Annotated in this window: 20 protein-coding genes; 19 read left to right on the top strand and 1 reads right to left on the bottom strand. The window is 54.5% G+C overall.

What is annotated here, in order from left to right; genetic code table 11:
* Positions 1–88 precede the first annotated feature (88 nt).
* The 9 genes from ACHZCX_RS16350 to ACHZCX_RS16390 all read left to right on the top strand — a co-directional run bounded on the left by ACHZCX_RS16350 (position 89) and on the right by ACHZCX_RS16390 (position 11,776).
* The gene (locus tag ACHZCX_RS16350) at positions 89–1,816 is read left to right on the top strand and encodes a hypothetical protein (RefSeq protein WP_319588265.1); all 1,728 of its coding nucleotides are present in this window, start codon (positions 89–91) and stop codon (positions 1,814–1,816) included.
* A 217-nt stretch (positions 1,817–2,033) separates the two neighbouring features.
* A complete protein-coding gene (locus tag ACHZCX_RS16355) occupies positions 2,034–2,555 on the top strand; it encodes an outer membrane beta-barrel protein (protein ID WP_319588266.1) in 522 nt (173 codons plus the stop codon).
* 136 nt (positions 2,556–2,691) lie between these two features.
* On the top strand, positions 2,692–3,384 hold the full coding sequence (locus ACHZCX_RS16360; protein ID WP_319588267.1) for a hypothetical protein: 693 nt from the start codon (positions 2,692–2,694) through the stop codon (positions 3,382–3,384).
* Positions 3,385–3,551: 167 nt separating this feature from the next.
* A complete protein-coding gene (locus ACHZCX_RS16365) occupies positions 3,552–7,121 on the top strand; it encodes a DUF748 domain-containing protein (protein WP_319588268.1) in 3,570 nt (1,189 codons plus the stop codon).
* A 26-nt stretch (positions 7,122–7,147) separates the two neighbouring features.
* The gene (locus ACHZCX_RS16370; RefSeq protein WP_319588269.1) at positions 7,148–7,486 is read left to right on the top strand and encodes a YajD family HNH nuclease; all 339 of its coding nucleotides are present in this window, start codon (positions 7,148–7,150) and stop codon (positions 7,484–7,486) included.
* Positions 7,487–7,558: 72 nt separating this feature from the next.
* Positions 7,559–8,020 carry a YaiI/YqxD family protein gene (locus ACHZCX_RS16375; RefSeq protein ID WP_319588270.1) on the top strand — a complete coding sequence of 154 codons (462 nt, stop codon included), beginning with the start codon at positions 7,559–7,561 and terminating at the stop codon, positions 8,018–8,020.
* 179 nt (positions 8,021–8,199) lie between these two features.
* The gene (locus ACHZCX_RS16380) at positions 8,200–11,097 is read left to right on the top strand and encodes a PAS domain S-box protein (RefSeq protein WP_319588271.1); all 2,898 of its coding nucleotides are present in this window, start codon (positions 8,200–8,202) and stop codon (positions 11,095–11,097) included.
* Positions 11,098–11,153: 56 nt separating this feature from the next.
* On the top strand, positions 11,154–11,294 hold the full coding sequence (locus tag ACHZCX_RS16385; RefSeq protein ID WP_319588272.1) for a hypothetical protein: 141 nt from the start codon (positions 11,154–11,156) through the stop codon (positions 11,292–11,294).
* Positions 11,295–11,608: 314 nt separating this feature from the next.
* Positions 11,609–11,776, top strand: coding sequence for a hypothetical protein (locus ACHZCX_RS16390; RefSeq protein ID WP_319588273.1), 168 nt, complete (start codon positions 11,609–11,611; stop codon positions 11,774–11,776).
* 133 nt (positions 11,777–11,909) lie between these two features.
* Here ACHZCX_RS16390 and ACHZCX_RS16395 read toward each other — a convergent pair whose 3' ends face one another.
* The gene (locus ACHZCX_RS16395; protein WP_319587210.1) at positions 11,910–13,046 is read right to left on the bottom strand and encodes an IS4 family transposase; all 1,137 of its coding nucleotides are present in this window, start codon (positions 13,044–13,046) and stop codon (positions 11,910–11,912) included.
* A gap of 675 nt (positions 13,047–13,721) precedes the next feature.
* Between ACHZCX_RS16395 and ACHZCX_RS16400 the strand changes: the two genes are divergently transcribed.
* The 10 genes from ACHZCX_RS16400 to ACHZCX_RS16445 all read left to right on the top strand — a co-directional run bounded on the left by ACHZCX_RS16400 (position 13,722) and on the right by ACHZCX_RS16445 (position 26,644).
* On the top strand, positions 13,722–14,492 hold the full coding sequence (locus ACHZCX_RS16400) for a glucose 1-dehydrogenase (protein WP_394708844.1): 771 nt from the start codon (positions 13,722–13,724) through the stop codon (positions 14,490–14,492).
* 16 nt (positions 14,493–14,508) lie between these two features.
* The gene (locus ACHZCX_RS16405; protein ID WP_319588742.1) at positions 14,509–15,798 is read left to right on the top strand and encodes a TolC family protein; all 1,290 of its coding nucleotides are present in this window, start codon (positions 14,509–14,511) and stop codon (positions 15,796–15,798) included.
* A 23-nt stretch (positions 15,799–15,821) separates the two neighbouring features.
* Entirely contained in the window at positions 15,822–16,313 is a 492-nt protein-coding gene (locus ACHZCX_RS16410) for a hypothetical protein (protein WP_319588275.1), read from the top strand.
* A 55-nt stretch (positions 16,314–16,368) separates the two neighbouring features.
* A complete protein-coding gene (locus tag ACHZCX_RS16415) occupies positions 16,369–17,838 on the top strand; it encodes an efflux RND transporter periplasmic adaptor subunit (RefSeq protein ID WP_319588276.1) in 1,470 nt (489 codons plus the stop codon).
* Positions 17,839–17,871: 33 nt separating this feature from the next.
* Positions 17,872–21,153, top strand: a complete 3,282-nt coding sequence (locus ACHZCX_RS16420; RefSeq protein WP_319588277.1) for a CusA/CzcA family heavy metal efflux RND transporter — start codon at positions 17,872–17,874, stop codon at positions 21,151–21,153.
* The gene (locus ACHZCX_RS16425; RefSeq protein WP_319588278.1) at positions 21,150–21,641 is read left to right on the top strand and encodes a hypothetical protein; all 492 of its coding nucleotides are present in this window, start codon (positions 21,150–21,152) and stop codon (positions 21,639–21,641) included. Before ACHZCX_RS16420 ends, ACHZCX_RS16425 begins: the two co-directional genes overlap by 4 nt.
* Before the next feature lie 146 nt (positions 21,642–21,787).
* Positions 21,788–22,720 (top strand): HD domain-containing phosphohydrolase, encoded by a 933-nt coding sequence (locus ACHZCX_RS16430; protein WP_319588279.1) that lies wholly within the window; start codon positions 21,788–21,790, stop codon positions 22,718–22,720.
* A gap of 205 nt (positions 22,721–22,925) precedes the next feature.
* Positions 22,926–23,360, top strand: a complete 435-nt coding sequence (locus ACHZCX_RS16435; RefSeq protein ID WP_319588280.1) for a hypothetical protein — start codon at positions 22,926–22,928, stop codon at positions 23,358–23,360.
* Between the two features lie 96 nt (positions 23,361–23,456).
* Positions 23,457–23,855, top strand: coding sequence for a tRNA (N6-threonylcarbamoyladenosine(37)-N6)-methyltransferase TrmO (tsaA, locus tag ACHZCX_RS16440; RefSeq protein ID WP_319588281.1), 399 nt, complete (start codon positions 23,457–23,459; stop codon positions 23,853–23,855).
* Between the two features lie 353 nt (positions 23,856–24,208).
* On the top strand, positions 24,209–26,644 hold the full coding sequence (locus ACHZCX_RS16445) for an ATP-binding protein (protein ID WP_319588282.1): 2,436 nt from the start codon (positions 24,209–24,211) through the stop codon (positions 26,642–26,644).
* Positions 26,645–26,657 lie beyond the last annotated feature (13 nt).

The raw sequence follows: 26,657 nt of genomic DNA on the forward strand, positions 1-26,657 counted from the left end.
ATTATACCCCCTCTTCTCATTACCTTTCCTTCCTTATTTCATTGATGCAATCAAATACGTATGGAACCCTCGTCCAGGAGAGCACTTTATGAAAAGACCACTCTATCTCGCGATGATCTTATTGAGCGGCGTTATTGGCCAGAGTGCTTTTGCCTCTAGCTGCGCGCAGGGGGATTCAACCCATATCTGGATTACTCCGCAAGTGGTTGCAGCCGGAATGCCTGTCAAGATCATGGCGGTGTCCACTTCCGAACCACTTACCGAATTGCTGGTGATCGATCCGCAAGGTGCGGCACAACCGTTAAAAACCACAACTGATACCGATGCGGATGGAATGCCATGGCGTTTAACCGCGCAAATAGAGCCGCTGGGGGGCGGCCAGTATCAAATCGAGGCGAAAGCGAATGGCAACGTGCTGGCGTGCCGGGAAATTTTTAATGGTGAGAACACCAGGGATAAACCAGTCTGGAATGAGACGTATGAAGCCTTTTATTCAGCCTGGATAGAGCAGCTGTTTGACGGTGCGGTTGATGAAGACGTCAGTTTTCCCTCTTTAGAACCGGTATTGCGCGATCCTGAGCGCAATTTTTTGTATAACTCCTTAGGCCTGCATGAAGATAAAAGCCTTCCGGCGACACCGGATTGTGCTGATTTCCCCTATTTTCTGCGCAGCTATTTTGCCTGGAAAAATGGTTTGCCGATGAGCTATCGCTTTTGTAATCGCGGCTCGGCTACCAAACCACCTTCCTGCGATTCCGTCGTCATCAGAACAGATTTTGTCCAAAAGACAGCGCCGTTGGCCACCTTTAAATCGGTGAGCTACAGCTTAATGGATGCGGTGCAATCAGGTAATGGCCGTACAGCGCTTGCCAATCAGGAAACCGATTTTTACCCTTTGCCCTTGAAACGGGAGGTGTTATGGCCGGGAACGATTTATGCCGACCCTTACGGCCATGTGCTCATCCTGACAAAATGGGTCGCTCAAACCCCAGAGCGCCCCGGGATTTTATTTGCAGTCGATGCTCAGCCGGATAATTCCATTGCCAGAAAACGATTTTGGGAAGGGACCTTTTTATTTACCAATATCGCCAGCGCGGGTCCCGGTTTCAAAGCGTTCCGGCCCATTGCGAATACCCGCCTGCTGAAGAATGACGAGTTGCCGAATTTTTCGATGGAACAGGCCGACTTAAGCCCTAATGAGTTTTACGCACACCTGTATAAACTCATTAACCCTGAAGGCTTGCATGCACAACAGGCGTATGAGGCCACCTTAACCGCTTTAGTCGAACAGTTGGAAACACGCGTCAAATCGGTTGAAAACGGCGAAGCCTATTTCCATAAAGGCGGTGCCACCATTGCCATGCCCAATGGCGCCGCTATTTTTGAAACGGTCGGCCCATGGGAAGATTTCTCCACGCCGTCACGGGATATGCGTTTGATCATTGCAATGAATGTCTTGCTCAAATTTCCCGAAAAAATAGAAAACTATCCGGAGTTATTTCATTTGACCGCCCAATCCGTCCAGCAAGTGAAAACTGAAATAGAGCAGTTGCATGACACACTGATCGCGGAAAAGAAAATACAGTATATCCGGAGCAATGGTGAGCCTTGGGAGCTCTCCGTTGCCGATATTTTAGCGCGTCAATCCGCATTTGAGATGGGGTACAACCCCAATGACTGTGTTGAGGTTCGCTGGGGGGCGGAAGCCGGGACAGAGGAATATGCGAGTTGCCGCCGACACGCGCCGGCGGCACAGATCAAACAAATGACTGCGGTGCGCGAATGGTTCCGGGAAGCAAAACGGCCAGCGCGTTGAGTGGGTCAGGGTTGAAGAGCTTGGCCACACCTTGGCTGCGGGAGGAGAACTGGGGATTTTTGAATTGTCTCTTTGTCAGGATGGGAAATGTATTGACATTTGAGACTGGTCAATTACTTTTTTTAAAAATTTTAACGGGTTATCGGTGCTTCTTGCGTGCGCATATTGGTCGCGTTGGCCGGCATCATTAATCAATGGATGCAATGGGGGAAGAACGGTGAAAAAAACACTGATTGGGCTGCTCGGTGCGGGCTGTATGATCCTGTTTGCCGGAGCGCCGGCGACGGCGATCGATCTCTACGGTTTCGGCAGCTATTGGGATAAAGGAGACGCCGATGGGAAGTGGGGTTATGGGATCGGGCTGAGCCTGCCTGTTTTGACCGAGCATGTCAGGCTCGACGGCAGGGTCTATTTTTTTGAGGACAGCACCTTGGGCCGGGATGACGAACTCACGCTGATACCTTTTGATCTGGGGGTACAAGTGCACCTGGCTCCCGATGCCGCGTTCAATCCCTATGCTTTGGGAGGATTGTCCTTTATCTACGCCGATGCTGACCGGAGCAACGTGGATTCCAGCTTTGGCGCCTATCTCGGCGGCGGACTCGAATGGGCGCCTTTTGCGATCATCAAGTTGTACGGCGAAGTGGTATATCGCTTCCAGGAATTGGATGGCGGGAATGACGGCGATATCGATGTGAGTGGATATACCGGAAATGCCGGAGTGAAAATCTATTTTTGACGTTCTTGCAACAACCAGCTCTCCGGTCGAAGGGCAGTCCCATCCCTCATTCGCACGGAGAGCTGAGCTTTGTCCGGATAAACCTGCTGACCGGCATCTCATAAAACACACATTCTTTCCTGGCACAATGCAAACGATGGTAACGACGCAAGTAATACCGCCATTTACCAGTGCAGCACTCGAAATACTGTTTGATAAATCAAATTTTGCCTCATTCCAGAAAGCCGACTTCAGGTCGCATTATTGGGCTCCCCTCCTTTCTGCTTTTTCCGGGACCAGCCGCAACGAGATTTTTTATCTCACCCCAGAGGACCTCTTCCTGAAATACGATATTTGGATCATTCAAACAAACGCCAGCGGTGCAAAAAATGCGCAGTCAGGATCGACAATCCGAGACATTCCAATGCATCCCACATTGAAAAGATTAGGATTTCTCGAGTTTGTCCAAGATCGAAGACAAACGCACCCGAACGAGAGGCTCTTCTCGGAATACAAAGCCAGTCAAGAACATGCCGGGATGGTCTTTTCGCGGTCGTTCGTGCATTGGATCAAAACGACTGTGAATCAGTTACCAGACGACAAGAAAAGCCTCTTTGGGGAGGACTTTCACTTTCCGTCACTTCGCGCGCTTTTTTTGGCCGAAGCGATTCGTTCCGGAATGAGCGAGCGTACCCTCCAGAAGGTTCACGGAACCAGAAATGAATTTCGGCGGGCTATTGATGAAGATCAAGAACGCCGTGATCTTGAGAACGCTGAGGTCGAGATGAGGAGAATGGATATTGAATCGTACTTTCCGGCTCTTTGCACCTACGAAGATCTTAGAGCGTGACCCTGACTCCAATACGGAACCTGGAGAACGGTTTTTCGATTTAAGAAAGGTCAAGTAAGCGCTTCGTCGACGCATCAGATGGAGAACCGGTTTATAAGGGAGATTGAACAAGCAGACTTCGCGGCCTTCGGTATCCCAAACCCCAACCATCAGCATCGGATTGAGACATGAAACTGACAATACGAAAGGTGTTGACCCGCAAATATCTTGTCCTCTCGGTGGCCGCATTGCTGCTGTATGCTCTCGCCGGTTTTGTCATCGCACCTCTGGTCATCCGCTGGTATGTGCCCCAATACGCCCAGAACAACCTGCATTGTCAGGCCGGGGTCGAAAAAATTCGCATCAACCCGTTCCTTTTCTCGCTTGAAATTGACAGGTTCAGCCTGACTCAAGCCGATGGATCACCGTTGCTTGCCTTTGAACGGTTCTTTGTCGACCTGGAGATGAGCAGTCTGTTCCATTGGGCGGTCGTGCTGCGGGCGTTGGATCTTGATAAACCGGAGATCCAACTGGTCATAGAGCCCGACGGATCGATCAACTTCGAGAAGCTCGCAACCGTTCCTCCGCAAACGCCCGAACCTGCAGCGGCCGAGGCAAAGCCCTTCCCCTTCATTCTCCAGGATGCAACCCTCCGGGGAGGGCGAATTGCCGTTGCCGACAAGCGACAGAGCACGCCGGCGAATTTCACCCTTCAGGGGTTGAATCTGGATTTGAAGCAGTTGGCCACCGTCAAGGATCAAAACGGCACCTATCACCTGGCCGCCACCACAGAAGCAGGCGAATCTCTCCAGTGGGAAGGGGAAGTCACTCTGTCTCCGCTCCGTTCAAAGGGCAAACTCAGCCTCAATGCCATCCGGATAGCCAGCCTGTGGCAATTTTTCAGGGACAGCACCAACCTGGAGCAACCTGCTGGCCAAATTAATGTTGCCACCGAATATCGCCTGAGCGCCGAGAACACCCCGCTGCAAATGACACTCGAAGGGCTGCGCTTCTCCTCAGCGGACCTGTCGCTCAAATTGCTGGGGGAGGATAAGGCCTTGCTGCAATTGAAAAAAATGGATCTGGACGTGCCTCGGTTCGATCTGGTAACCAAGGAAATACACCTAGGTCGCCTGCTTTTAGAGGAAGGCGCGGTGGATGCCCGCATTAACGATTCGGGCGGGATCAATCTGCAGCAGATCATCCGGGCAGCTCGGCCGGAAAAACATCCTCAGAAAGAACCTCCACCCGCTGTTGTTCCCCCTGCCACCTCCGCTCCCGGACCAGATCAAAAGATCGCCGCTCCTCCACCTCCCGCAGCAGATCCTCCCTTCAAAATGCAAGCAGACGCCATTGAGATCAAAAATATTGCCTTTGCCCTGGATGACAAAAGTCGGAAGGCTCCGGTCCAAGCAGCGATAGCGGGTATGGATCTCCACGTGCAGGCGAACTTGGAGATGGGTGACGATACAAACATCATCGTGCTTCGAGACATAGCAAGTGAGGTGAGAGGAATACTCATCCACAGTCTCCAACCGCAGGAGCCGTTGTTTGCCGCGGAGAAGCTGACGGTGGAAGGCGGCAAGTGCGACCTGGGCGCCCATGCGATTTCTTTTGCCCGCATTGCGTTGAGCAAGGGGCGCCTAGATGCTGGTCGGGACGCCGCAGGCACAATCAACTGGCAGCAGCTTCTGCAGACAAAAGGAGCCGCCGAACAATCCGCGGGAGCCAAACCTGCGCCAGCTGCCGGTCCCGCGTGGAAATTTTTGGTTAAGTCTTTTGAGGTTGAAGGATTTGGTTCAAAATTTTCGGACCTGACGACACCTTCGGATAAACCTGTGCTCGGCCTGCAGAATCTCAAGGTCCGGCTGACCGAGGTCGACGGTGTATCGCCCATGGGATTCACCGTTGGTTTCCAGATGGAACAGGGTGGGGGGGCAACAATGAGCGGCACCGTGAATCTCGCCATCCCTTCGGTGGAGGCCGAGGTGAATGTGGCCGGTCTGGTGCTCACCACCTTGCAACCCTATCTCGAACCGTTCGTCACCCTGCAGTTGCAATCCGCTGCCCTTGCTGCCCAGGGCCGCTTACGCTACGGGATTCCTGGGGATGCGCAACAGATCGCGTATGAGGGCAGTTTCAGCCTGAATAATCTCCGGCTAGCCGATGCCAAGTCCCCTAAAAAGACCTATCTGAGCTGGGATGCCGTCCAGTTGCCCAAATTCAAACTGACACTGCAGCCAAACAGATTAGACGCTCAAGAGATCAATATCTCCAAGCCGGTCGGGGAGTTTATTATCGAGGCGGATAAGACTTTGAATCTCGTGAAGGTCTTAAAAAACAAGCCGACCGACAAAAAGGCCCCACCGTCTGCCAAGTCACAGCCTGTCAAACCGGCGTCTGCCAAACCAGCACCCAAAAAAGCCGGCATCGCAAAGGAACCGGATTCCTTTCCCTATCATATCGCCAAGGTGCGGGTGGAGAAAGGCAATATGGTCTTTGCTGACTTGAGCCTGCGGCCCCAATTCATGACTCGTATCCATGACCTCAAGGGGACGGTCACAGGTCTCTCGTCGTTACCTGACGCCCAGGCCAAGGTGCAGATGGACGGGCAGGTCGATCAATACGGGACTGCGAAAATTAGTGGTGTCATCGGGCCCAACGATTTTGGGCGTTCCTCCGACTTTGAAATGGTGTTCCGCAATCTGGAAATGAAAAATCTTTCTCCCTATTCCGGAAAATTCGCCGGGCGTCTGATTAAATCGGGCAAGTTTTCCGCAGACCTGAAGTATAAGCTGCTAGAGTACAAGATGACGGGCGATAATAAAATTGTGATCGACAACCTGACCTTGGGAGAGCAGGTTGACAATCCCGAATCGGCCAATCTTCCCCTGGATCTAGCGATTGCGCTGTTAAAGGATTCAAACGGCCGCATTGATATCGGTTTGCCCGTGACCGGCGATCTCAATGATCCTCAGTTCAGTATCGGGCCACTCGTCTGGCAAGTGTTCACCAACCTGATCACCAAGGCAGTCACCTCGCCATTTCGGGCATTGGGCAGTCTGCTTGGCGGAGAGTCGGAAAGTTTTGATGCGCTCGAATTTGACCCCGGAATCGCCGAGCTTCCTCCTCCGGAGAAAGAGAAACTCCTGAAACTGGCCGAGGCCCTGAAAAGTCGGCCACAGCTTAAATTGGTGGTCCAGGGGCGGTACAGCCTGGAAGTCGATGGTCTGGAATTCAAAGAACGGAGTGTCCGCCGAATGGTCGCAATCCGGCTGGGGACGAAACCCGGTTCAGACGACGCCCCGGAACCGCTCGACTTCTCCGACTCCAGCACGCAAGACGCTCTGGAAAAGCTGTATACAGAACGCTTCGGCAAAGAATCGCTGAATGAGCTTGAAAAAGGTATCGAGGCCGGGACCGTGACACCTCGAACACCCGCACAGCAACAAAAGGGCAAGGAAGCGGGCATGTTTTCGAAGATGGCCGAAGGCATGAAACTCTACAAAATCATTCCGGGCGGAAAGAGTCACGAACAGGCTGTTCTCTGGGCGGGAGAGCTGTATACCCGGCTGGTAGAGAGTGAAAAAATTGCCGACAAGACCTTTCTCCAGCTGGCCGAGAATCGTGCGCAATCGATTGCCACCAATCTGGCCGGCGAAGCCCAAATTCCGAAGGATCGGGTGAGCATCAAAGCCCCTGAACCGCTCTCCGGCGATGCGCATCCATCGGTGACGCTCTCTCTGGATGCCCTTTAAATGATTTTCTTCATCTGGAACAAACCATGAAAAAGATAGAATATCGAGAACAAGCCCTGAAAATCCTTCCTTGGGTTTGCGCCAGTTGCGGCCGCGATTTTTCAGGGAAAAACCTGCGAGAACTGACGGTTCATCACAAAGATCATAATTACAAAAACAATCCGCCCGATGGCAGCAACTGGGAGATGTTGTGTCTGTATTGCCACGACAATGAGCATGCCCGATCGCTCGATGCCGAATGGCTGCCCACGCATGATGCCGATAGGGAAAGAGGGCCAACGACGACTCACACCCCTTTTGCAGACCTCTCGAGCTTGTTGCGTACGTCTCGTGATCAGAAAGGGAAGAACAAAGCCGGGAAATAAAATGGGCAAGATGGTTCTGATCGCTAAGAGCCTTGAAACACAAGCCCTGTACCCCAACAACAAGAGGATATCGTGCACATCTGGGTCGATGCCGACGCCTGCCCCAAGGTGATTAAAGAAATACTCTTTCGGGCCGCCGAACGGACCGGAGTTTCCATGACGCTGGTGGCCAACCAGCCGCTGGTCACCCCTCGCCTGAAAAATGTCCTATCCTTGCGGGTCGCCGCCGGTTTTGACGTGGCGGATAACGAAATTGTGCGGAGGCTGGTCGCCGGAGATCTGGTCATTACCGCCGATATCCCGCTGGCGGCCGAGGTGATCATCAAGGGCGGGTATGCGCTGAATCCTCGCGGCGAGTTGTACACCACGGAAAATATCCGGGCTCGCCTCAGCATGCGGGACTTCATGGACAGTCTGCGGGCGACCGGCGTGGAAACCGGCGGGCCGGCCTCGTTTAGTCAGGCCGACCGGCAGGCCTTTGCCAATCAATTGGATCGTTTCTTATCCCTCCATTATCGGCAAGCCAAGGGATAGTCCTTGCCAGACGTTACCGGGCTTCAGGTTCTCCTCCCTTTGTTTTGAAAGACAAAAAAAATCCTGTTTGTAGCGAGCTGGCAAGCGAGTGTCGTGCTTACTCTCCGGCAATTGAATGTGTTTCTGAAGAAAAAACAAAGAGTTGTTGGGTGTGAGAAAGAACAATGGATGGTCAAGTTATGCAAAAACGCAGGGTCGAGACGGTCAAGATTGTATCAATCTACACCATTTTCGGGGTGGCCTGGATCTACGGGTCTGATACTGCAGTGGGCTGGTTGGTGCGCGACCCTGAAATTATAGTGAAAATTGCTGTCTCCAAAGGTTCTTTCTTTATCTTCTTCACCGCGACCCTCTTGTATTTTTTAATCAGCCGTTTTGTTCAACAGCTCGCGGTTGCTGAAAGGGGCCGGTTGGAGAGTTTGAAAAACTATCAGGCAATTTTCAACGCCACGAACGAGGCCATCCTGATTCATGATGCCCACAATGGAAGCATCGTCGATGTCAATGAGCGCATGCTGGAAATGTTTGGGTATGGGCGCGATGAAGCTTTAACACGAGAAATTTGGCAGCTGTCGGCAGGCGTGTCGCCTTATTCCCAGGAGGAAGCGGTTGGGAAGGTTCGGAGAGCAATGCTTGAGGAACCGCAAGTTTTTGAGTGGCTGTCACGCAAGAAAAACGGAGAACTGTTCTGGTCTGAAGTGTCCTTGAAAAAAGTTGTAACGGGTGGTTGTGACAGGATTGTCGCTGTGCTCAGGGAGATAAGCGAACGCAAACAGGCTGAGGAAGCTGTTCGGGAGCGAGAGCAGTTTCTGCAAACTATTCTCCAGACAACAGCAGACGGATTTTGGGTGCTGAACGCGGAGGGGAGATTTGTAGAGGTCAACAACGCATATTGCAACATGTCTGGCTACTCGAAGCAAGAATTGGCAGGTCTTCACATCAAGGACATTGAAGCAGACGAAACCCCAAACCGAACAGCAGAGCGAATCCAGCGCATTTCTGCCCGTGGGACGGATTTTTTCGAGACCCACCATCGTCGCAAGGATGCAAGCGTCTTTCCCCTGGAGGTTTCGGTCTCGTTTACTAAGGAACGTGGTGGCCAGTATGTTTGCTTTTGCCGGGACCTGACCGAACGGAAACGGACCGAAGAGGTGCTGCATGCAACCCTCAGACGGACGCAGGTCATTCTTTCAAATATGCATGCCGGTATTCTCTTGGTCAATAATGAAAATCAAATTGACTTTGTTAACCAATCCTTCTGTGAACTTTTCGATCTGGAGGAAGCACCGGCAAATTTGCTCGGAATGTCCGCCGCTGCAATGAGAACCATCACCCCCGGCGTGTTTGATGACCCCCAGGTTGCCCTCGTCCGAATCCAGGAAATCATCGCCCAAGACCAAGTCATAAAAAACGAACAAATTTCTATCAGAGGCAAGAGGACCTATCTGCGCGACTACATTCCCCTTGTCGTCGAGGAAAAGAAATACGGCCGCCTTTGGCATTACCTTGACATTACGGAGCGTAAACGGGCCGAGGAAAAACTCAAGGAGAGTGAGGAGCGCTTCAAGGCGTTACACAACGCATCCTTCGGCGGCATTACCATACATGACAAAGGGCTGATTTTAGAATGCAATCAAGGGTTGTCCCAGATTACCGGCTACCCTGTGGAAGAACTCATTGGCATGGATGGTTTGACGCTGATAGCCCCCAGCTCCCGTGAGCTGGTCATGAACAACATTGTAGCAGGGTATGAAAAACCGTATGAGGCGATGGGGATACGGAAAAACGGAGAAGAGTACCCACTTCGGTTGGAAGCGAGAATGATTCCGTATCAAGGGAGAACTGTTCGAACTGTCGAGTTCAGAGACATCACGGACTACAAGCAGTATGAGGCGGAAAGGGAGAGAATGCAGCAGCAGTTGGCCCAAGCTCAGAAAATGGAGTCCGTGGGCCGGTTGGCTGGTGGTGTGGCCCACGACTTCAACAACATGCTGGGGGTGATTCTCGGGTACTCGGAACTGATCCTGGAGCAGGTGGAGGAGAGTCAGCCGTTCCATTCGGCTTTGCAAGGGATCCAGCAGGCGGCGCAACGCTCGGCTGACCTCACTCGACAGTTGTTGGCCTTTGCCCGCAAACAGACCATTGCTCCCAAGGTGATCGATCTCAACAAGACCGTGGAAAGCATGAACAAGATGCTGCTGCGACTCATCGGCGAGGACCTTGATCTTGCCTGGCTGCCGGGGAAGAATCTGTGGCTGGTCAAAATGGACCCCTCCCAGATCGACCAGATGCTGGCGAATTTGTGTGTGAATGCTCGGGATGCCATCGCGGATACCGGCAAGGTCACCATCGAGACGGGCAACGTGGTTTTTGATGCAACCTACTGCGCCAGTCACACCGGTTTTATCCCCGGCGAGTATGTGCTGCTGGCCGTGAGCGACAACGGATGCGGCATGGACCCCGAGATCATTTCCCATCTGTTTGAGCCGTTTTTCACCACCAAGGAAATGGACAAGGGTACCGGCCTGGGGTTGGCCACGGTTTATGGCATCGTCAAGCAGAACAACGGTTTTATCAACGTCTACAGCGAACCTGGCCAGGGAACGACGTTCAAGGTGTACCTGCCGCGCTATCTGGCCTTGGCTGACCATAAATCAGAGGCTGAGGCGGCGTCTCCCGCCTTGTCTGGCCACGAAACCATCCTGCTGGTGGAAGACGAGCCCATGATCCTCGATATGGCCATGGCGATGCTCGAACGCCTCGGATACACTGTCCTGGCTGGGGCCACACCGGGCGAAGCCATTCGTTTGGCCAAGGAGCATGCCGGCAAAATCGACCTGCTGATGACGGATGTTGTCATGCCCGAGATGAATGGGCGTGATCTGGCAAAGAACCTCTTATCCCTCTATCCCGAGCTCAAACGCTTGTTCATGTCTGGGTACACCGCCAACGTCATTGCCCATCACGGCGTGCTCGATGAAGGCGTGCACTTCATCCAGAAGCCTTTTACCCTGAAAGTTTTAGCTGCCAAGGTGCGGGGAGCGCTCAACACGGGAAGCGTAAACGAGGGGCTATAAGCAATGGATGGAAGGGAAAGGCTTGGTGAGGAGCAACGGCAAGAACCACTGGGAAAATGATACCACTTCTCACCTTGTTCATCGTTCCCCGCAAGGACAGTAAACACGTCAAGGGTGTTGATCCTGATATGGCTGTACTTGCGGTGTTGACCAATTTCTGCGGCATCTCCTGCCACGATCCGAAAAGTTTTAAATAACATTTTCACCTCTGCCAAATGAAAGGGGCTCGAAAGAGCCTCTTTTTGTTTGTCGGTTATCGAAAGTTTTTCTCAGTCGATGCGATGAATGTATGGTACCTTGCCCTATGTTCACCCCAACGCCACCCAACTGCCTCTGGAGTGCACTGGCCCCGTTCAACCCGGATAAAGCCGTTGCCCCCGAATATGGAACCTTCTTGCCGAATCTTTATGTTGGCTGGAAAAGTGAAACCTCACCCCCTGAGCAATGAACGCTCACACTTACACAACCTGAACCAGGATAGTTTAATCCCCTTAAAGGGAAGGAAATCGAAATGAAACTCTGGGTAACCCCAAATGGCGACCGTTGGCTCTGTGATGAATGCCAGCCTGAATTCGAAGAACAGATCCGTAGTGAAAAATGGCGGGTAGCCTTCAATGAATTGGATCAAATGCTGCGTTGCTCTCATTGCAAACACAGTGATGTGGAAATCCCTGATTGAGGGTGAAGAGGGAGCCTTTGTCAATGCGCTTTGAACATTGCTCCCTTTTTCAGTTTCTCATCTCAACCCCTTGAGTCCAACTCTTCTTTTTTAAGGGCCTCTTGCAAAATAAACGTCTGCGATCATTGCTGTCTTATAGATTTTCCCACAATAAAATCTGCGGAGAAACAGTACGTTGAGCAACGGTTGGTTTAAAAAGTTCGATTAAATTCCTCTTGGTGAAGAGGTTGAGCTGCAGCACCCGGAGGATCTGCTGCATGGAACTACTCAATTTTGCTTTAAAATTGAGATAAGCGACCAAGAGGTACACGCATAGGGCTATCCACACCTGGGTCAACACTGCGTTGCTGGATGTTCCCAGAAAAGTTTTGATCTTCAGATTCTGCTTGATCCACTTGAAGAACAGCTCGATCTGCCAGCGCTCCTTATAAATAGCTGCGATCTCCTTGGCTTTCAGGTGGTGGGCATTGGTGACAAAGCGATATTCGACACCGGTTTCCGCATCGGTGTATGCGACCAAACGAAGAGGCTCCTTGACGCCCTTGAGCCGGATGGACTGGTCATTGGTGATGCCGGGGCTTTTACGTCCAGCCCGTTTGAGCAGGTATTCGACATCGGCGTTGCTTTTCAGGCGGGTGACAAAGAAAATGGAGTTTATGGTCAGGTCATTATACCATGCGTAATCGGTGAAGCCGCGATCAAAGCAGACAAAGGATCCCTTGGGAAGTTTGAGGGTTTTGGCCCAGTTGATCTCATGCACCTTGCCGCTGGTCATGTCCATGAACGCGGGGATAAAGCCATCGGCATCCAGCCCCATGTGCAACTTGATGGCCCCTTTTTTCTGCCGAAACTCGGCCCATGGAAACACGGACAGGCAGAGATTGATCACCGTGGCGTCCAAGAGGTAGAGTTTGCCCTGGAAGGAAAACTTGTGTTTGGGAGCAGCCAGTTGGCATCGGCTCAACAGTCGGGCGAACAGCATTTGATAGAGGGTGGCAGGCTGTTCGGCATTCACCCGTGCCAATGTCGCTTTGGAAGTTTTTTTCATGCCGAGGTGATAGAGACGTTGACCTTGCGCCTTCAGGTTATCGGTGATGTCCCGGAGACTTCTTCTGCCGGACATCTGCCCGATCAGCAGAGCCAGGAACTGACTCCACCGGTTGTAGAAGCGGAACTTCTGTCCCGCATGATGTACCTTGGCAAGAGCATCGAATTCATATCTCGGTATAAGTGCAATCAGTTGCTTCAGCGCGGTATCGCTATGGGCCATGGCTCGGATCTCCTTGGTTTGTATGATCTTTTTCGCAAAATCATTATACCCCAAAGAGCTCTCTGAGCCTCTTTTTATTGATCATTTATGAGACAGCAGTGGTCTGCGATCCATGTCATATAAAGGCCACAGCCGGAAAAGCCTATGTCTTGGATGGGAGAGATTGCTGCACAAGACTGAACCTTGTTCGCGGGCATGGCCCGCTCCTACCAGCAAACTCGATACCTTTGGGGGAGGAGTGGGCCATGCCCGCGATGTGAATTCTGAATTGTTGCATCTACTCGGATGTCATTTCGACCAACGGGAGAAATTTCTTGTTTCAAAGCACGTGATTTCTCGCTACCGCTCGAAATGACGACAAAAAATGTCTCATCTCTTTTTTGATAACCATGCCAAATCAAAGATCTTTTACATTTTGTAAAAGGCTCTAAAGAGAGACTGTTTTTTCTGTCCCAAAAGTAACAGCTCTCTTTGGCCATATCAGGTGCACCTGTACCAGGCCTCCAGCTGCTGTTATGGGGAAGCGGGAGTTGTTTTGCCTACCGCAGTCCGGGTTTTGAATAGCGGACCTGCTGTTCGATGATTACCCTCTTATTACAAGGGGGGCTGGGGAACGATGTGGTTGTTGTTCCCGTCCCGGACAAGGACGAGGATCTGTTACGGCAAGAGGAAGCGATGGTTGATTGGACCGAGAAAACCATCATTGTCACTGGCGGCGCGCAAGGAATTGGCCGAGCGGTGACGGAATATCTTTTGCGCCGAGGTGCGTCCGTGGTCATTGCCGATTGTGATGCGGAGGCGGGGGAAGAATTGCTGGCGGGTCTCGGTGCCCCGGAACAGCTCTCGTTCGTTCCGGCCGATATCGGGTCCGAGGAGGCGGTCCGGGCCTGCATCAAGCACACGCTTTCCCGCTTTGGCCGACTTGACGGGCTGGTCAATAATGCCGGTATCGCCAACCCTCAGCGGTTGCCAATCACCGAGATGCCGCTCGAAGACTGGGAACATATTGTACGCATCAACTTGACCGGTTCGTTCCTCATGGTGAAGCATGCTGCTCCCTACCTGGAGCAGCGCATGGGGGCGATTGTCAATATCGCCTCCACCCGTGCCCTGCAGTCGGAACCGCATACCGAGGCCTACTCTGCCTCTAAGGGCGGTCTTGTTGCCCTCACCCACGCCCTGGCGATCAGTTTTTCTCATCGTATCCGTGTCAATGCCGTCCTCCCCGGCTGGATTGATGTCAGTTCTCTCCAGAAAAAGAACAAACACCATGACCCGCGACTGAGCCCGGAAGATCATCTCCAACATCCCGCAGGTCGCGTCGGAGTGGGCAACGACGTTGCCGCTATGGTGGCCTACTTGCTTTCCGAAGAAGCGGCCTTCATCACCGGCCAATCGTTTGTCGTGGATGGCGGCATGACCAAGAAAATGATCTATGTTGAGTAAAGGAGGTGCGAATGTGATGCCGCCAATCCGGCTTGTGTCGATCATCTTGTTGTTTCTCATTATGGTTATTGCTGTTCCGGCGCTTTGGGCCAAGGAAAAACAGGTGCCGGAAGATCTCGGAGCCCTCATTGCCCAAGCGGTGGCCAACAATCCCGAGGTTAAAGCCTCGGCGGAACGCTGGCAGATGAGCGTGGAACGGGCCCGGCAGGCGGGGGCGCTTGAGGATCCGATGATGATGTTCCGCGTGCAGAATGCCCTGATCCGTGACCCGCTCAACTTCCAGCGCGACACTATGACCGCCAAGGTGATAGGCCTCAGCCAGAAGCTGCCCTTTTACGGCAAGCGCGACCTGATGCGGGAGGAGGCCGGATTCGAGGCCGATGCCGAGCGCTGGGTGGTCGAGGAGCGCCGGATCGAGTTGCGGCGGATGGTCAAGGAGACCTGGTATCAGGTCTACCTGGTTGACCGCTCCCTGGAGACGGTTGCCGGCACCGCCCGGTTGCTGGATGATCTCATTCGTCTGGCGGAGTCCATGTACAGCGTGGGCAAAGCAGGGCAGCAGGAGATTTTTCAGGCGCAAGTTGAGCGTTCAAAGATGGAGGAGATGCGTATCGGCCTGGAACAGAAGCGGCGGACCCTGGTCGCCACCCTCAACACTTTGGCCTACCGTCCGCCGGAGACTGCCATCCCCCAGATCCCCAAAACAACCCTGCCCCCCTTTTCTTTTTCGGCTGCCGAGCTTGAGAGCCTGGCTCTGGCCCATCGCCCGGCGCTGAAGTCCCTGAAGGCGAAAATCGACAAGGCTGAGGCCGGCGCTCTGCTGGCAGAGAAAGAACTCTATCCCGATTTCACCGTTTCCCTGGAATACATGCAGCGTGAGCCGGCCATGGAGACTCCGGGCGATGATATGTACGGCGCGCAATTGTCCTTTAACCTGCCGATTCAATCGGACCGGCGCCATGCCAAGATTGCCGAAATGCAGGCTTCGAAACGGATGGCTGTCCAGGAATTGGCCGTCCTGCAGAACCAGATCCGTTTGGCCATCAACGACGGCTTGGCCCAATTGGAACGCAGCCGCAAACTGACCCGGCTCTACGACAAGGGTATCCTCCTCCAGGCGGGAGGTGCCATTGAATCGGCTATGGCCGCGTACCGGACCGACAAGGCAAAATTTTCCGAGGTCTTGGCTAGCCGCATGGCCCTGTTTAACTTCGAGCGGGAATACCATGGAGCCATGGCCGAGCATCAGATGCAGCTGGCGGTGCTTGAAAACGTGGTGGGCATACCCTTGCCGCCAACGCAGTGAACAGCATTATTTCAGGAAGCGATATGGATGATCAGAAAAAATACACCACTTCTTTATATGGCCGGTTTGGGTACTTTGTTATGTGCTTTCCTTACGCATTATTTGCCTTGATGTTTTTACCGGTCCTAAAAGATATGGTAACTGGCATCCATGATAACGACATCGTATCCGAGGTGTTTTTTATAGCAATAGGGATAGGTTCATTATTCATATTTTTCTATAACCTCTATCAGATTACGAAATTTTCCCCAAGATTTATAACCACATCAAACGTGCTCATCCACAAAGGAATTCTTGGGACAAAGATGTTTGATTGGAAAGATGTAACTAAGATATCGCTTAATTACGCAGGGAAAAGTCCGTATGTACTTTTGAATATATTTACAAAGAAGAGAAAGCTCAGATGTAAGCTTGACGTATCAGGATTGGAGCCGAATTATAAAGAATTCATTAATGACATTAGAGTTCGAATGAAAAATGTCGGCAATGATTCTGTAATGGATCATCCATTATAGCAGCGATATGCTTTTTTACCCTTTTTGAGGATGTTTGATGAGAGTATCGGCGAACGTGAAGACAATAATGGTGCTCATCGGTCTGGCCCTGGCCCTCGGCGGCGGGTACCTGATAGGTGTCAGCCGTCACGAGCACGAACCAGCGGTTCCTGAAGCGGGGCAAGAGGCGGCCAAAGTCCAGTATACCTGCTCCATGCATCCGTTCATTCTCCGCGATGCCCCAGGTGCCTGCCCGATCTGCGGCATGGCCCTCACGCCAGTCAAAGCGGCCAGCAGCGGCGGGGTGCAGAAATGGCGTTCGCCCATGGACCCTACTTATGTACGGGATGTGCCGGGAAAGGATTACATGGGGCATGATCTGGTGCCGGTCCAGGAGGGCGGGGCCGCTTCGGAGGGGATCCGGATCGACCCGGTCACCCTGCAAAACATGGGGGTGCGGACGGAGAAGGTGGCCAAGCGCAGGCTGCAGCGGACCATCCGCACTGTCGGTCTGGTCACCGTTGCCGATGATCGCCAGTTCTCGGTGAATGCCAAGATTGAGGGTTGGGTGGAGCGGCTCCATGTCAACCAGCAGGGCCAGCCGGTGAAAAAGGGACAACCGTTGTTGGAGATTTACAGCCCCGAACTGGTGGCTGCTCAGCAGGAATATCTGCTGGCCGTGGCCAACAGGGGACGGCTGGCGGCCAGCCCCTTTCCCGAGATAGCCGCCGGTGCCGGCCGGCTGGTGGAGGCCGCCCGAACCCGTCTGCGCTACTGGGACATCAGCCCGGAGCAGATCCGCACCCTGGAACGATCCGGCCAGGTGCTCAAAACGCTGACCCTTTTCAGCGAACAGGGTGGGGTTGTGACCAGCAAGAAGGTGGTGGCGGGGGCACGGATCATGGCTGGCGAGGAACTGCTGCAGATTGCTGATCTGTCCACAGTCTGGGTCAACGCCGATATCTATGAATATGAACTGCCTTGGGTCAAAGTCGGCCAAGCTGTGCAGGTGGAGCTGCCCTTGGCGAGCGGCAAGGTGATTGACGGCACGATCGCCTATCTCTATCCCACTCTGGAGAACGAAACCAGGACCGTCAAGGCCCGCATCGAGGTGGCCAATCCCGGATTGGAATTGAAGCCAGCCATGTTTGCCAATGTCAGCATTACCGCTGGGGTGGCTGAGGAGACCCTCGCCATTCCCATGACCGCGCTGCTGCATTCCGGGAAGGGCCAAACGGTTTTTGTCGCCCTGGGGGAAGGCCGATTTGCGCCGCGGAACGTGAAAAGCGGCGTGCGTGACGAGAGCGGTGCCATCCAGATTCTCTCCGGTCTCAGCGAGGGCGAGAGCGTGGTGGTTTCCGCCCAGTTCATGCTCGATTCGGAAAGCAGGCTCCGCGAGGCTCTGGATAAGATGCTGAGCCCGAAAACGGAGGGGGAAACTCCTTCCCCTCCGGGGCCCGGTCCTGCGACAAAGCCGGACGAACCCGGAAAAGCGCCTTCCGGGAACAAGCCCGATGCCAAGGCCTTGGACGATCTGTTCAAATGAGCAGATCAGCCAGAGCCAACCCCGGGAGTCGTTATGCTTGAAGCCATCATCGCCTGGTCGATCCGCAACAAGTTTCTGGTGATTCTGTCGACGCTCTTTGTCGTGATCGCTGGCGTCTATTCTCTCCGGCAAACGCCGGTGGATGCCATTCCCGATCTGTCGGATGTCCAGGTGATCGTCTTCACCGAATACCCCGGTCAGGCGCCCCAGGTGGTGGAGGACCAGGTGACCTATCCCCTGACCACCCGCATGCTGTCAGTGCCGGGTGCCAAGGTGGTGCGCGGCTACTCCTTCTTCGGCTCTTCCTTTGTCTATATCATCTTTGAGGATGGCACCGACATCTATTGGGCACGTTCCCGGGTGCTCGAATATCTGAGCACCACCTCGGCCAGTCTGCCTCAGGGGGTGACCCCAACTCTTGGCCCCGATGCCACCGGTGTCGGCTGGATTTTTCAATACACGCTGGAGAGCAACCGGCACAATCTCCAGGAACTGCGTTCCATCCAGGACTGGTATCTGCGCTACGAGCTGACCTCAATCGAAGGGGTCTCGGAAGTGGCGAGCCTCGGTGGCTTTGTCAAGCAGTACCAGGTGGCGGTTGATCCCAACAAGCTGGCGGCCTATCGGATTCCGATAACCGAGGTGATGATGGCCATCAAGCGGGCCAACCTCGATGTCGGCGGCGGGTCCATCGAAATGGGCGAGACCGAGTTTGTGGTCCGCAGCCAGGGCTATATCCGCACCCTGGCCGATCTGGGCAGTATTGTGGTGATGGCGACCGGCGAGGGCACGCCGGTGCTGGTCAAGGATCTGGCCGAGGTGCGGTTGGGGCCAGAGATGCGGCGCGGAGTGGCCGAGTCGGACGGGCAGGGCGAGACAGTCGGCGGCATCATCGTTATGCGGTTTGGCGAGAATGCGCTGGCGACCATCGAGCGGGTCAAGGCCAAGCTGGAAACCTTGAAAGCCGGCCTGCCGGAAGGCGTGACGATCAAAACCGTTTATGACCGTTCCGGACTGATCGAGCGGGCCGTGGCCACTCTCAAGGAAAAGCTGCTGGAGGAATCCATCGTTGTTGCCGTGGTGACCCTGCTGTTCCTCGCGCATCTGCCCAGTGCCCTGGTGGCCATCTGCACCTTGCCGGTGGCCATTCTGCTGGCTTTCGTGATCATGCATGCCCAAGGGATCAACGCCAATGTCATGAGCCTCGGCGGCATCGCCATTGCCATCGGCGCCATGATCGACGCCGCGATCATCATGATCGAGAACGCCCATAAGCATCTGGAGCGCGATCGCGGCCGCAAACCCCATTGGCAGATCATCCTTGATGCGGCCAGCGAAGTCGGGCCGACGCTCTTTTACTCGCTCCTGGTGATCACCGTTTCCTTTGCCCCGGTGTTCACCCTCACCGAGCAGAGCGGCCGCCTGTTCAAGCCGCTGGCCTTCACCAAGACCTATGCCATGGGCGCGGCGGCGCTGCTGTCGATCACCCTGGTGCCGGTGCTGATGGGCTGGTTCATCCGCGGCAAAATCAAGGCCGAGTCGGCCAACCCTCTTAACCGCATCCTGATCCGCCTTTACCATCCGGTGGTCGACTGGGTGCTCAAATGGCGCAAACTGACCCTGTTGCTGGCACTCGCGGCTATGCTTTCGATTGCCTGGCCCTTGTCGAAGATGGGATCGGAATTCATGCCGCCGCTCTACGAGGGCGATCTCCTCTACATGCCCACCACCTTTCCCGGCCTGTCGGTGACCAAGGCCAAGGAGATCCTGCAGCAGACCGACCGCATCATCCGCCAATTTCCTGAGGTGGCGCATGTTTTCGGGAAGGTCGGACGGGCCGAGACCGCCACCGATCCAGCGCCGATGATGATGCTTGAAACCACGATCATGCTTAAGCCGGAGCGCGATTGGCGGCGGGTGCCGGCCATGCGCTTCTATTCCACCTGGTCCGGCGGGCTGGAATGGCTGAAAATCCCTTTGCGCCGTCTTTGGCCGGAAGAAAAAACCATGAGCGTCGATCAGCTCATCGAACGGCTCAACAACGCCATCCAATTCCCCGGTTTGACCAACGCTTGGACCATGCCGATCAAAACCCGGATCGATATGTTATCCACCGGCATCAAGACCCCGGTCGGGATCAAGGTCATGGGCAACGATTTGGCAACGCTCTCCCGGATTGGCGTCGAGATCGAGGGAGTCGTCCGGACCCTGCCGGGGACGCTCAGCGCCATTGCCGAGCGGGCCGTGGGAGGCAACTATCTCGACATCCGGATCGACCGTGCCAAGGCCGCCCGCTACGGCATCAATGTCGGGGTGATCCAGGAGCTCATCCAGACGGCGGTGGGCGGCATGGCGGTGACCGAGACGGTCGAGGGGCTGGAACGCTATTCGGTCAATGTTCGCTATGACCGCGATTTCCGCTCTGATCCCGATGCCCTGATGCGGGTGCTGGTGCCGGGTCCGGGGGGGAGGCAGATCCCCCTGGCCCAGCTGGCCGAGATCAGCATCAGCCATGGACCGGACTCGATCAAGAGCGAGAACGGCCGCCGCACCGCCTGGGTCTATGTCGACATCCAGGGTGTCGACCTTGGCACCTATGTCGCCGACGCCCGCAATGCAGTGGCGGCGCACATTCAGCTGCCCCCAGGCTATAACATCGTCTGGAGCGGCCAGTTCGAGTACATGGAAAAGGCGAAGGCCAGGCTCATGGTCATCATCCCGCTGACTATCCTGATCATCTTCGTCATCATTTACCTGAGCACCAAGAGTCTGATCAAGACCGGCATCGTTTTTCTCGCCGTTCCCTTTTCCTTGGTCGGCGCCTTCTGGCTGCTCTATCTGCTCGACTATCATACCTCAATCGCCGTCTGGGTGGGGATCATCGCCCTGGCTGGGCTGGACGCGGAAACCGGGGTAGTGATGCTGCTTTACCTCGATCTGGCCCACAAACTCTGGGGCGACCAGGGGCGGATGCGCACCCGCGGCGATCTGGTCCAGGCCATCCACTTTGGTGCGGTCAAACGGATCCGGCCCAAGGTGATGACCATCACGGTGATCATCGCCGGCCTGCTGCCGATCATGTGGAGCCACGGCGCCGGGGCGGATGTGATGAAGCGCATCGCCGCACCCATGGTCGGCGGTGTGGTCACCTCGGGCCTGATGGAACTGCTTGTTTACCCGGTTCTATTTTATCTCTGGCGCGCCCGGCGGCTTGATTCCAGCCTGGTTGCCAGTTCAGAGGCACCTCTTCATGAAGATGCAATCGTTATCAACCCACCTCAGATTGAGGAATTACCTAAGGAGAATTTATTATGAAGCGCACAGTCCTTTTATTGACCGTTCTTTCTTTTTTGACCTTGCCTGCACTCGCAATCGGTCAGACCCCCAGCGACCACAGTCAACACGCGATGCCGCCGCCGCAAGGTGATCATGGCACCATGCCGATGATGAATAAGCAGACGATCATGCTGGGGGAGCAAACGATCGAAGGCGTCAAGGGGATGGCCCATCTCAACGATGTCGGCGCAGTGATGGCCCAGATGGGTAAAAAGGAGAATTATCACTTTATGGTTATGTTCAGTGACGCCAAGACCGGGGCCGCGATTGAACAGGGGACGGTGGCCGTGAAAATCACCGATCCGAAGACCGGCCAGACCGGCGAAGCGATCCCGCTGATGGGTATGGGCGGCCATTTCGGGGTTGATGTCTCCTTGCTGGCCAAGGGTGAGTACCAGTTTCAGGTCGGCAGCAAACTGGCAGATGGGAGCAAGCGCCAGTTCACTTTTCATTATACATTAAAGTAAGTGTCTCTAGCCTTGACCAGGGTGGTGGCGGCCAACGTGCGGTTTCCTGGCCCTAGGTCAAGGTCGGATTTGAACAGGCTGCCACGCTATTCAACGGCGATGTCAGGTCATGATTGAATACTTGCCAAAGAAGGAACGGGTTGGAGATGCAGGATGTTGCCAGGCCCGCTAAGGGGAAAATCGCTCTTCTTATTCTTCTTATCGGGGGGATCACTTTTCTTCATTTTTTAGTCCCGACCAATCAGCATGCATTGCACATAATACATATCGTTCTGCGGAAACTCTATTTCCTCCCTCCTGTGATAGGGGCAGCTTGGTTTGGGTTGAGGGGGGCGGTGTATGTTACACTGGCGATCAGCATTTTGTTCTCTTTTCATGCGATTCTTGACTGGCCGGAAAACTACATGGAACAGGCCAACCAAGGCGGTGAACTAGTGAGTTTTTGGGTCGCGGGGCTTGTGGCCGGTCAACTTTTCGAGCGTGAGCGATCTCTCCTGAAAGATCTTGTACGGGCCCACGAGGAAACGCTTCTTGGCCTTGTATCAGCGCTTGATATGAAAGAACACTCTACTCACCTTCACTCACAAAGAGTCCGCCAGAATACGCTTCTCTTGGCCGACAAGTTTGGTCTCGATGAGGCCAGGAAGAGGGCCATCGGTTTCGGTGCGCTCATGCATGATGTGGGGAAGATCGCGGTGCCCGACGCCATTTTGTTGAAGCCAGACCCGTTGACTGACGAAGAACAAAAGGTAATGCGCAATCATCCCTCAGCCGGCTACGATATTGTGAAAAAAATTGGATTTCTTCGTGAGGCTGCGGAAATCGTCTATGCCCATCATGAGCGTTTTGACGGGTGTGGGTACCTACGTGGGTTGAAGGGCGGAGATATCCCTTTCGGCGCTAGGCTTTTTGCTGTAGTTGATGTTTACGACGCCCTTACCTCAGCACGGCCCTACCACACGCCGGTGAGTCATGAGGAAGCGCTTGCCGAGATCAGAAAGGAAAGCGGCCGTCATTTTGATCCGGAAGTGGTTAAAGCGTTTCTGGCAATTTCCCCCCAAGAACTCGGTGCAGATTGAGAATTTACCTCCTCTACCCGATGGACCGGAAAGAAAAGGAAAGGAAGGCCTCACCTTAAAGGCGCGTCCAATTTTTCGGCGCTACTTCTTATTTGAAGAGCAATGCATTGAGGTTGAGGCGAGAAAAAAATTATCTTATGCGAAAAACCATTTGGCCAGGGGATGATCCCCTTCATTCAACAACCATTACACAAGGAGAACGGAAATGAAGAAAATGATTTTGACCGCGTCCCTGATGTCGATGCTGTTCTTTGCTGGGTCTTCTTTGGCTGTGGATGAGCATCACGCTGAAAAGAAGGATGCGCCAGCTACGACCCAGATAAAGACGGACCAGATGGAAATGGGCCAGATGGAAATGGGCCAGATGGACGCCCAGACCAAAAAGATGGAAGAGATGCGAAAAAAGATTGAGATGGAGAAAGACCCAGCGGCGAGAAAAGCACTCATGCAAGAGCAGATGCAGATGATGAATGATTGCATGAAAATGATGGACGGGAAAGACATGATGGGTGGGAAGGCTATGATGGGGGACAAAAGCATGCCCATGGATGATCGCATGGGCATGATGGAGAAAAAAATGAACATGATGCAGGAAATGATGAACGGCATGATGATGCAACAGGAAATGAAGGCAAAATAATCTTTGGTACGGCTGTGCGTTCGCCTCTGGTCAGAAGGACGGGAACACTTTTCTGCTAGGGGCGATTCTCTGCTACCTAACTGAATAATTCACCCTATGGAACGGCCCCATCTGCACATTATTGGCGTCTTGCATGGCGATATAACAAGCCTTGAAGATGCTCCCAAAAACTATGATGATTCGCAACGGGTTGGGATTTTGGAGATCTTTCCGCAGTATCAGGAGGGGCTTGACGGTATTGTTCCCGGTCAGACCATTGTGGTGCTGTTCTGGCTGCACCAAGCGACCCGTGACATTCTCAAAGTGTATCCACGGGGGGACAGGTCGCGAGGACTTCGGGGCGTCTTCGCTACCCGGAGTCCGGTCCGCCCAAACCCCATTGCCCTTTCGGAATTGGAAGTTCGAGCTCTCCACGGTAATTGTGTGGAGGTTTCCGGGCTGGATATGCTCGATGGCACGCCCATCATTGACATCAAAAAGAAGATCAGCCGGTGAGATTTTTGCTGGACAGTTGCCGGACACAAAGGGTACACGATCTCTATCGCCGTCGACGGGCTGGTGGTGCGAAGGTGACCGCATCCTGGGGCGATATTTCATTCCCCTGCTTTGAGTGCAGCAGGTCGCATCCAGGTCAAGGGACGAAAAGCTGTTGACTTCAAACTTGTTGTTTTGCACCTAGAATTCAAAGGGTTAGAGCTGCGGTCTTGTTGTGGTGCCGAGGGCGGCTTGGGGGGTGCGGTCCACTGGCACCAAGGCGGCAACGAATCCGCTACCGCCTCCGTTATTCATTTACTTGATTCCTGGCATTCCTGCCCAACAGCCATTCTTCCCGACCTTCTGGACCATCTATGCCGATCTTGAATCTAACTGTTCCCGAATTGCGCCTCTCCATCGCCCCCGACTCCTTGGGTTTCGCCGATACCTCAGAATTGCTGGAACACACCCTGCCGTGGATCGGCCAGGAACGGGCGGAAATCGCCGCTCATTTCGGACTTGGCATGGATCAGGCGGATTACAACCTGTTTGTGCTGGGAGAGGTCGGCAGCGGCCGATCTTCGCTGCTCAAGCAAGCCATGCAAACGGGCGCCGCGCTCCGGGCCACCCCGCCGGACCTGTGTTATCTGCACAACTTCGACGCCCCGGAACATCCGCATGCCCTGCGTCTGCCCACTGGACAGGGTCGTCTGTTCCGGCAGGGCATGGCGCGCATGGTCAAGGCCCTGCTGACCGAAATACCGCAACAGCTCGACGGCCCGGACTTCAAGGTGGAGAGCGAGCGGTTGGCAAAATCCTACAAGGAGGAAGAGGCCAAGGCCTTCGCTGAACTCGATACCTTTGCCGAAGCCCGCAATTTTACGATGCACCGGGATTCGGGCAACATTCTGTTCACCTTGCTGGGTCCGGAGAAGGGGCATGCCATGACCGAGGATGAAATGTTTGCCCTGCCGAAGGAACGGCGCGCCGAGATTGCCCAGGCGGAACAGGATCTGCTCGTCGAGATCAACCGCTATTTCGAGAAAACCCGCCCGATGGAACGGACGATGAACGAGGCCCTGGCGGCCTTGCGTCGTCAGGTGGTCACGCCGCTGCTGGATCGAGAAGTCGGTGCAGTCCACGATGCCCTGAGCAAACAGACTCCAGATATGACCAAGGTCGACGCCTATCTGGACCAGGTGGTGCACGACATTCTCGACAACCTGGAGTTGTTCAAATCCTCGGAAACAGAGGATGAGTTGCGCAACGAGGTGCTGGGCAAGGTGCTGTCCCGTTACCGGGTCAACCTGGTTGTCGATAACGACGGTTTGCACGGTGCGCCGGTGATCGTTGAAGACAACCCCCTGTTCCGCTCGCTCTTTGGCAGCATCGAATATCAAGCCGAGAACGACGTGCTGATGACCGATTTTTCCCGCATCCGCGCAGGCAGCCTCCTCAAGGCGCACGGCGGTTTCCTCATGCTGCACCTGCGCGACCTGCTGGCCGATTCGCTGGTATGGGAGAAACTGCGGCGTTTTCTGCGCAGCGGTCAACTGCAGATTGAAGAACCGGGCACCGCTTTTGCGGCGATTGCAGCGGTTTCGCTCGAACCCGAACCGGTGAAGGTCGATGTCAAAATTGTGCTGATCGGTTCGCGGCCCCTGTATTACGAATTGCAGGAGGGCGATCCCGAATTCGCGCGCCGCTTCCGGGTTAAGGTGGATTTTGCGGAGAAATTTTTTGCCGGGGACGAGACCCGCCGCGCCTCGGCCGCCTTTGTTGCCCATACCTGCCGAAAACTCGGATTGCCTCATTTCTCCGCCGCTGCCGTCGCCCGTCTGCTGGAACAGGGACATCGCGAAGCAGAAGACAGGGCGCGCCAAAGTGCCATCTTTGGCCATACTGAGGCCTTGGTCATGGAAAGCGCTGTGCTGTGTCAAAAACGATCCGGCTGCCTCGTCGAAGCAGCCGATGTCGATGCCGCCTTGGTCGCCCGCACGCGGCGCCACGACTATCCCGAGCAGCGCCTGCGGGAAGCCATCGTCGAAGGCGAGGTGCTGATTTCCTTGCAGGGTGAGCAGGTCGGTCAGTTGAACGGTCTGACCGTCGTCGATCTGGGTGATCACCGCTTCGGCTTTCCGGTGCGCGTCACCGCCCGAACCTGCGCCGGCAACGACGGACTGATTAATGTCGAGCGCGAGGTGGAGATGTCCGGCCCCATTCACGATAAGGGCGTCCTCATCCTGCACAGCTATCTGGCATCGCTCTTTGCCCATAATGCCCCGTTGGCGCTCAACGCTTCCATCGTCTTCGAGCAGGAATACAGCGGGATTGAAGGCGATTCAGCTTCCTGTGCCGAATTGTATGCTTTGCTCTCGGCGCTGTCCGGGTTGCCGCTCAAACAGGATATTGCGGTGACCGGCGCACTCAACCAGCACGGCGAGGTGCTGCCGGTGGGAGGGATCAATGAAAAGATCGAGGGCTATTTCCACATCTGCGCTGCTGCCGGACTCAACGGCAGCCAAGGCGTGCTGATTCCGCATCGCAACCGCCGCCACCTGATGCTCGACCATGCAGTCATTCAAGCCGTCGCTCAAGGTTTGTTCCATATACATACGGTGGAGCATGTGACCGAGGGGTTGGAACTGCTCACCGGAGTGCCTGCGGGCTTCGCGAATGCCAGCGGTCTGTATCCGCGCAGCAGCGTACTGAGTCATGCCCAGCAAACCCTGCTGTCCTACCGCCGCGCTTGCCATACGTTGGAACGTGGCGGTGACACCAGACATGCCCACCGGTCCTTGAGGAGATAACCCGCTGCCAGCA

The sequence above is a fragment of the uncultured Desulfobulbus sp. genome, from assembly GCF_963662935.2.
In the GTDB taxonomy this organism is placed as follows: domain Bacteria; phylum Desulfobacterota; class Desulfobulbia; order Desulfobulbales; family Desulfobulbaceae; genus Desulfobulbus.

Coding starts and splice junctions, on each gene's coding strand:
- ACHZCX_RS16360 (WP_319588267.1), top strand. CDS start 2,692: ATGGTAACGACGCAAGTAATACCGCCATTTACCAGTGCAGCACTCGAA.
- ACHZCX_RS16405 (WP_319588742.1), top strand. CDS start 14,509: ATGCCGCCAATCCGGCTTGTGTCGATCATCTTGTTGTTTCTCATTATG.
- ACHZCX_RS16410 (WP_319588275.1), top strand. CDS start 15,822: ATGGATGATCAGAAAAAATACACCACTTCTTTATATGGCCGGTTTGGG.
- ACHZCX_RS16435 (WP_319588280.1), top strand. CDS start 22,926: ATGAAGAAAATGATTTTGACCGCGTCCCTGATGTCGATGCTGTTCTTT.
- ACHZCX_RS16420 (WP_319588277.1), top strand. CDS start 17,872: ATGCTTGAAGCCATCATCGCCTGGTCGATCCGCAACAAGTTTCTGGTG.
- ACHZCX_RS16395 (WP_319587210.1), bottom strand. CDS start 13,046: ATGGCCCATAGCGATACCGCGCTGAAGCAACTGATTGCACTTATACCG.
- ACHZCX_RS16445 (WP_319588282.1), top strand. CDS start 24,209: ATGCCGATCTTGAATCTAACTGTTCCCGAATTGCGCCTCTCCATCGCC.
- ACHZCX_RS16365 (WP_319588268.1), top strand. CDS start 3,552: ATGAAACTGACAATACGAAAGGTGTTGACCCGCAAATATCTTGTCCTC.
- ACHZCX_RS16385 (WP_319588272.1), top strand. CDS start 11,154: ATGATACCACTTCTCACCTTGTTCATCGTTCCCCGCAAGGACAGTAAA.
- ACHZCX_RS16380 (WP_319588271.1), top strand. CDS start 8,200: ATGCAAAAACGCAGGGTCGAGACGGTCAAGATTGTATCAATCTACACC.
- ACHZCX_RS16350 (WP_319588265.1), top strand. CDS start 89: ATGAAAAGACCACTCTATCTCGCGATGATCTTATTGAGCGGCGTTATT.
- ACHZCX_RS16430 (WP_319588279.1), top strand. CDS start 21,788: ATGCAGGATGTTGCCAGGCCCGCTAAGGGGAAAATCGCTCTTCTTATT.
- ACHZCX_RS16390 (WP_319588273.1), top strand. CDS start 11,609: ATGAAACTCTGGGTAACCCCAAATGGCGACCGTTGGCTCTGTGATGAA.
- ACHZCX_RS16425 (WP_319588278.1), top strand. CDS start 21,150: ATGAAGCGCACAGTCCTTTTATTGACCGTTCTTTCTTTTTTGACCTTG.
- ACHZCX_RS16400 (WP_394708844.1), top strand. CDS start 13,722: ATGGTTGATTGGACCGAGAAAACCATCATTGTCACTGGCGGCGCGCAA.
- ACHZCX_RS16370 (WP_319588269.1), top strand. CDS start 7,148: ATGAAAAAGATAGAATATCGAGAACAAGCCCTGAAAATCCTTCCTTGG.
- tsaA (WP_319588281.1), top strand. CDS start 23,457: ATGGAACGGCCCCATCTGCACATTATTGGCGTCTTGCATGGCGATATA.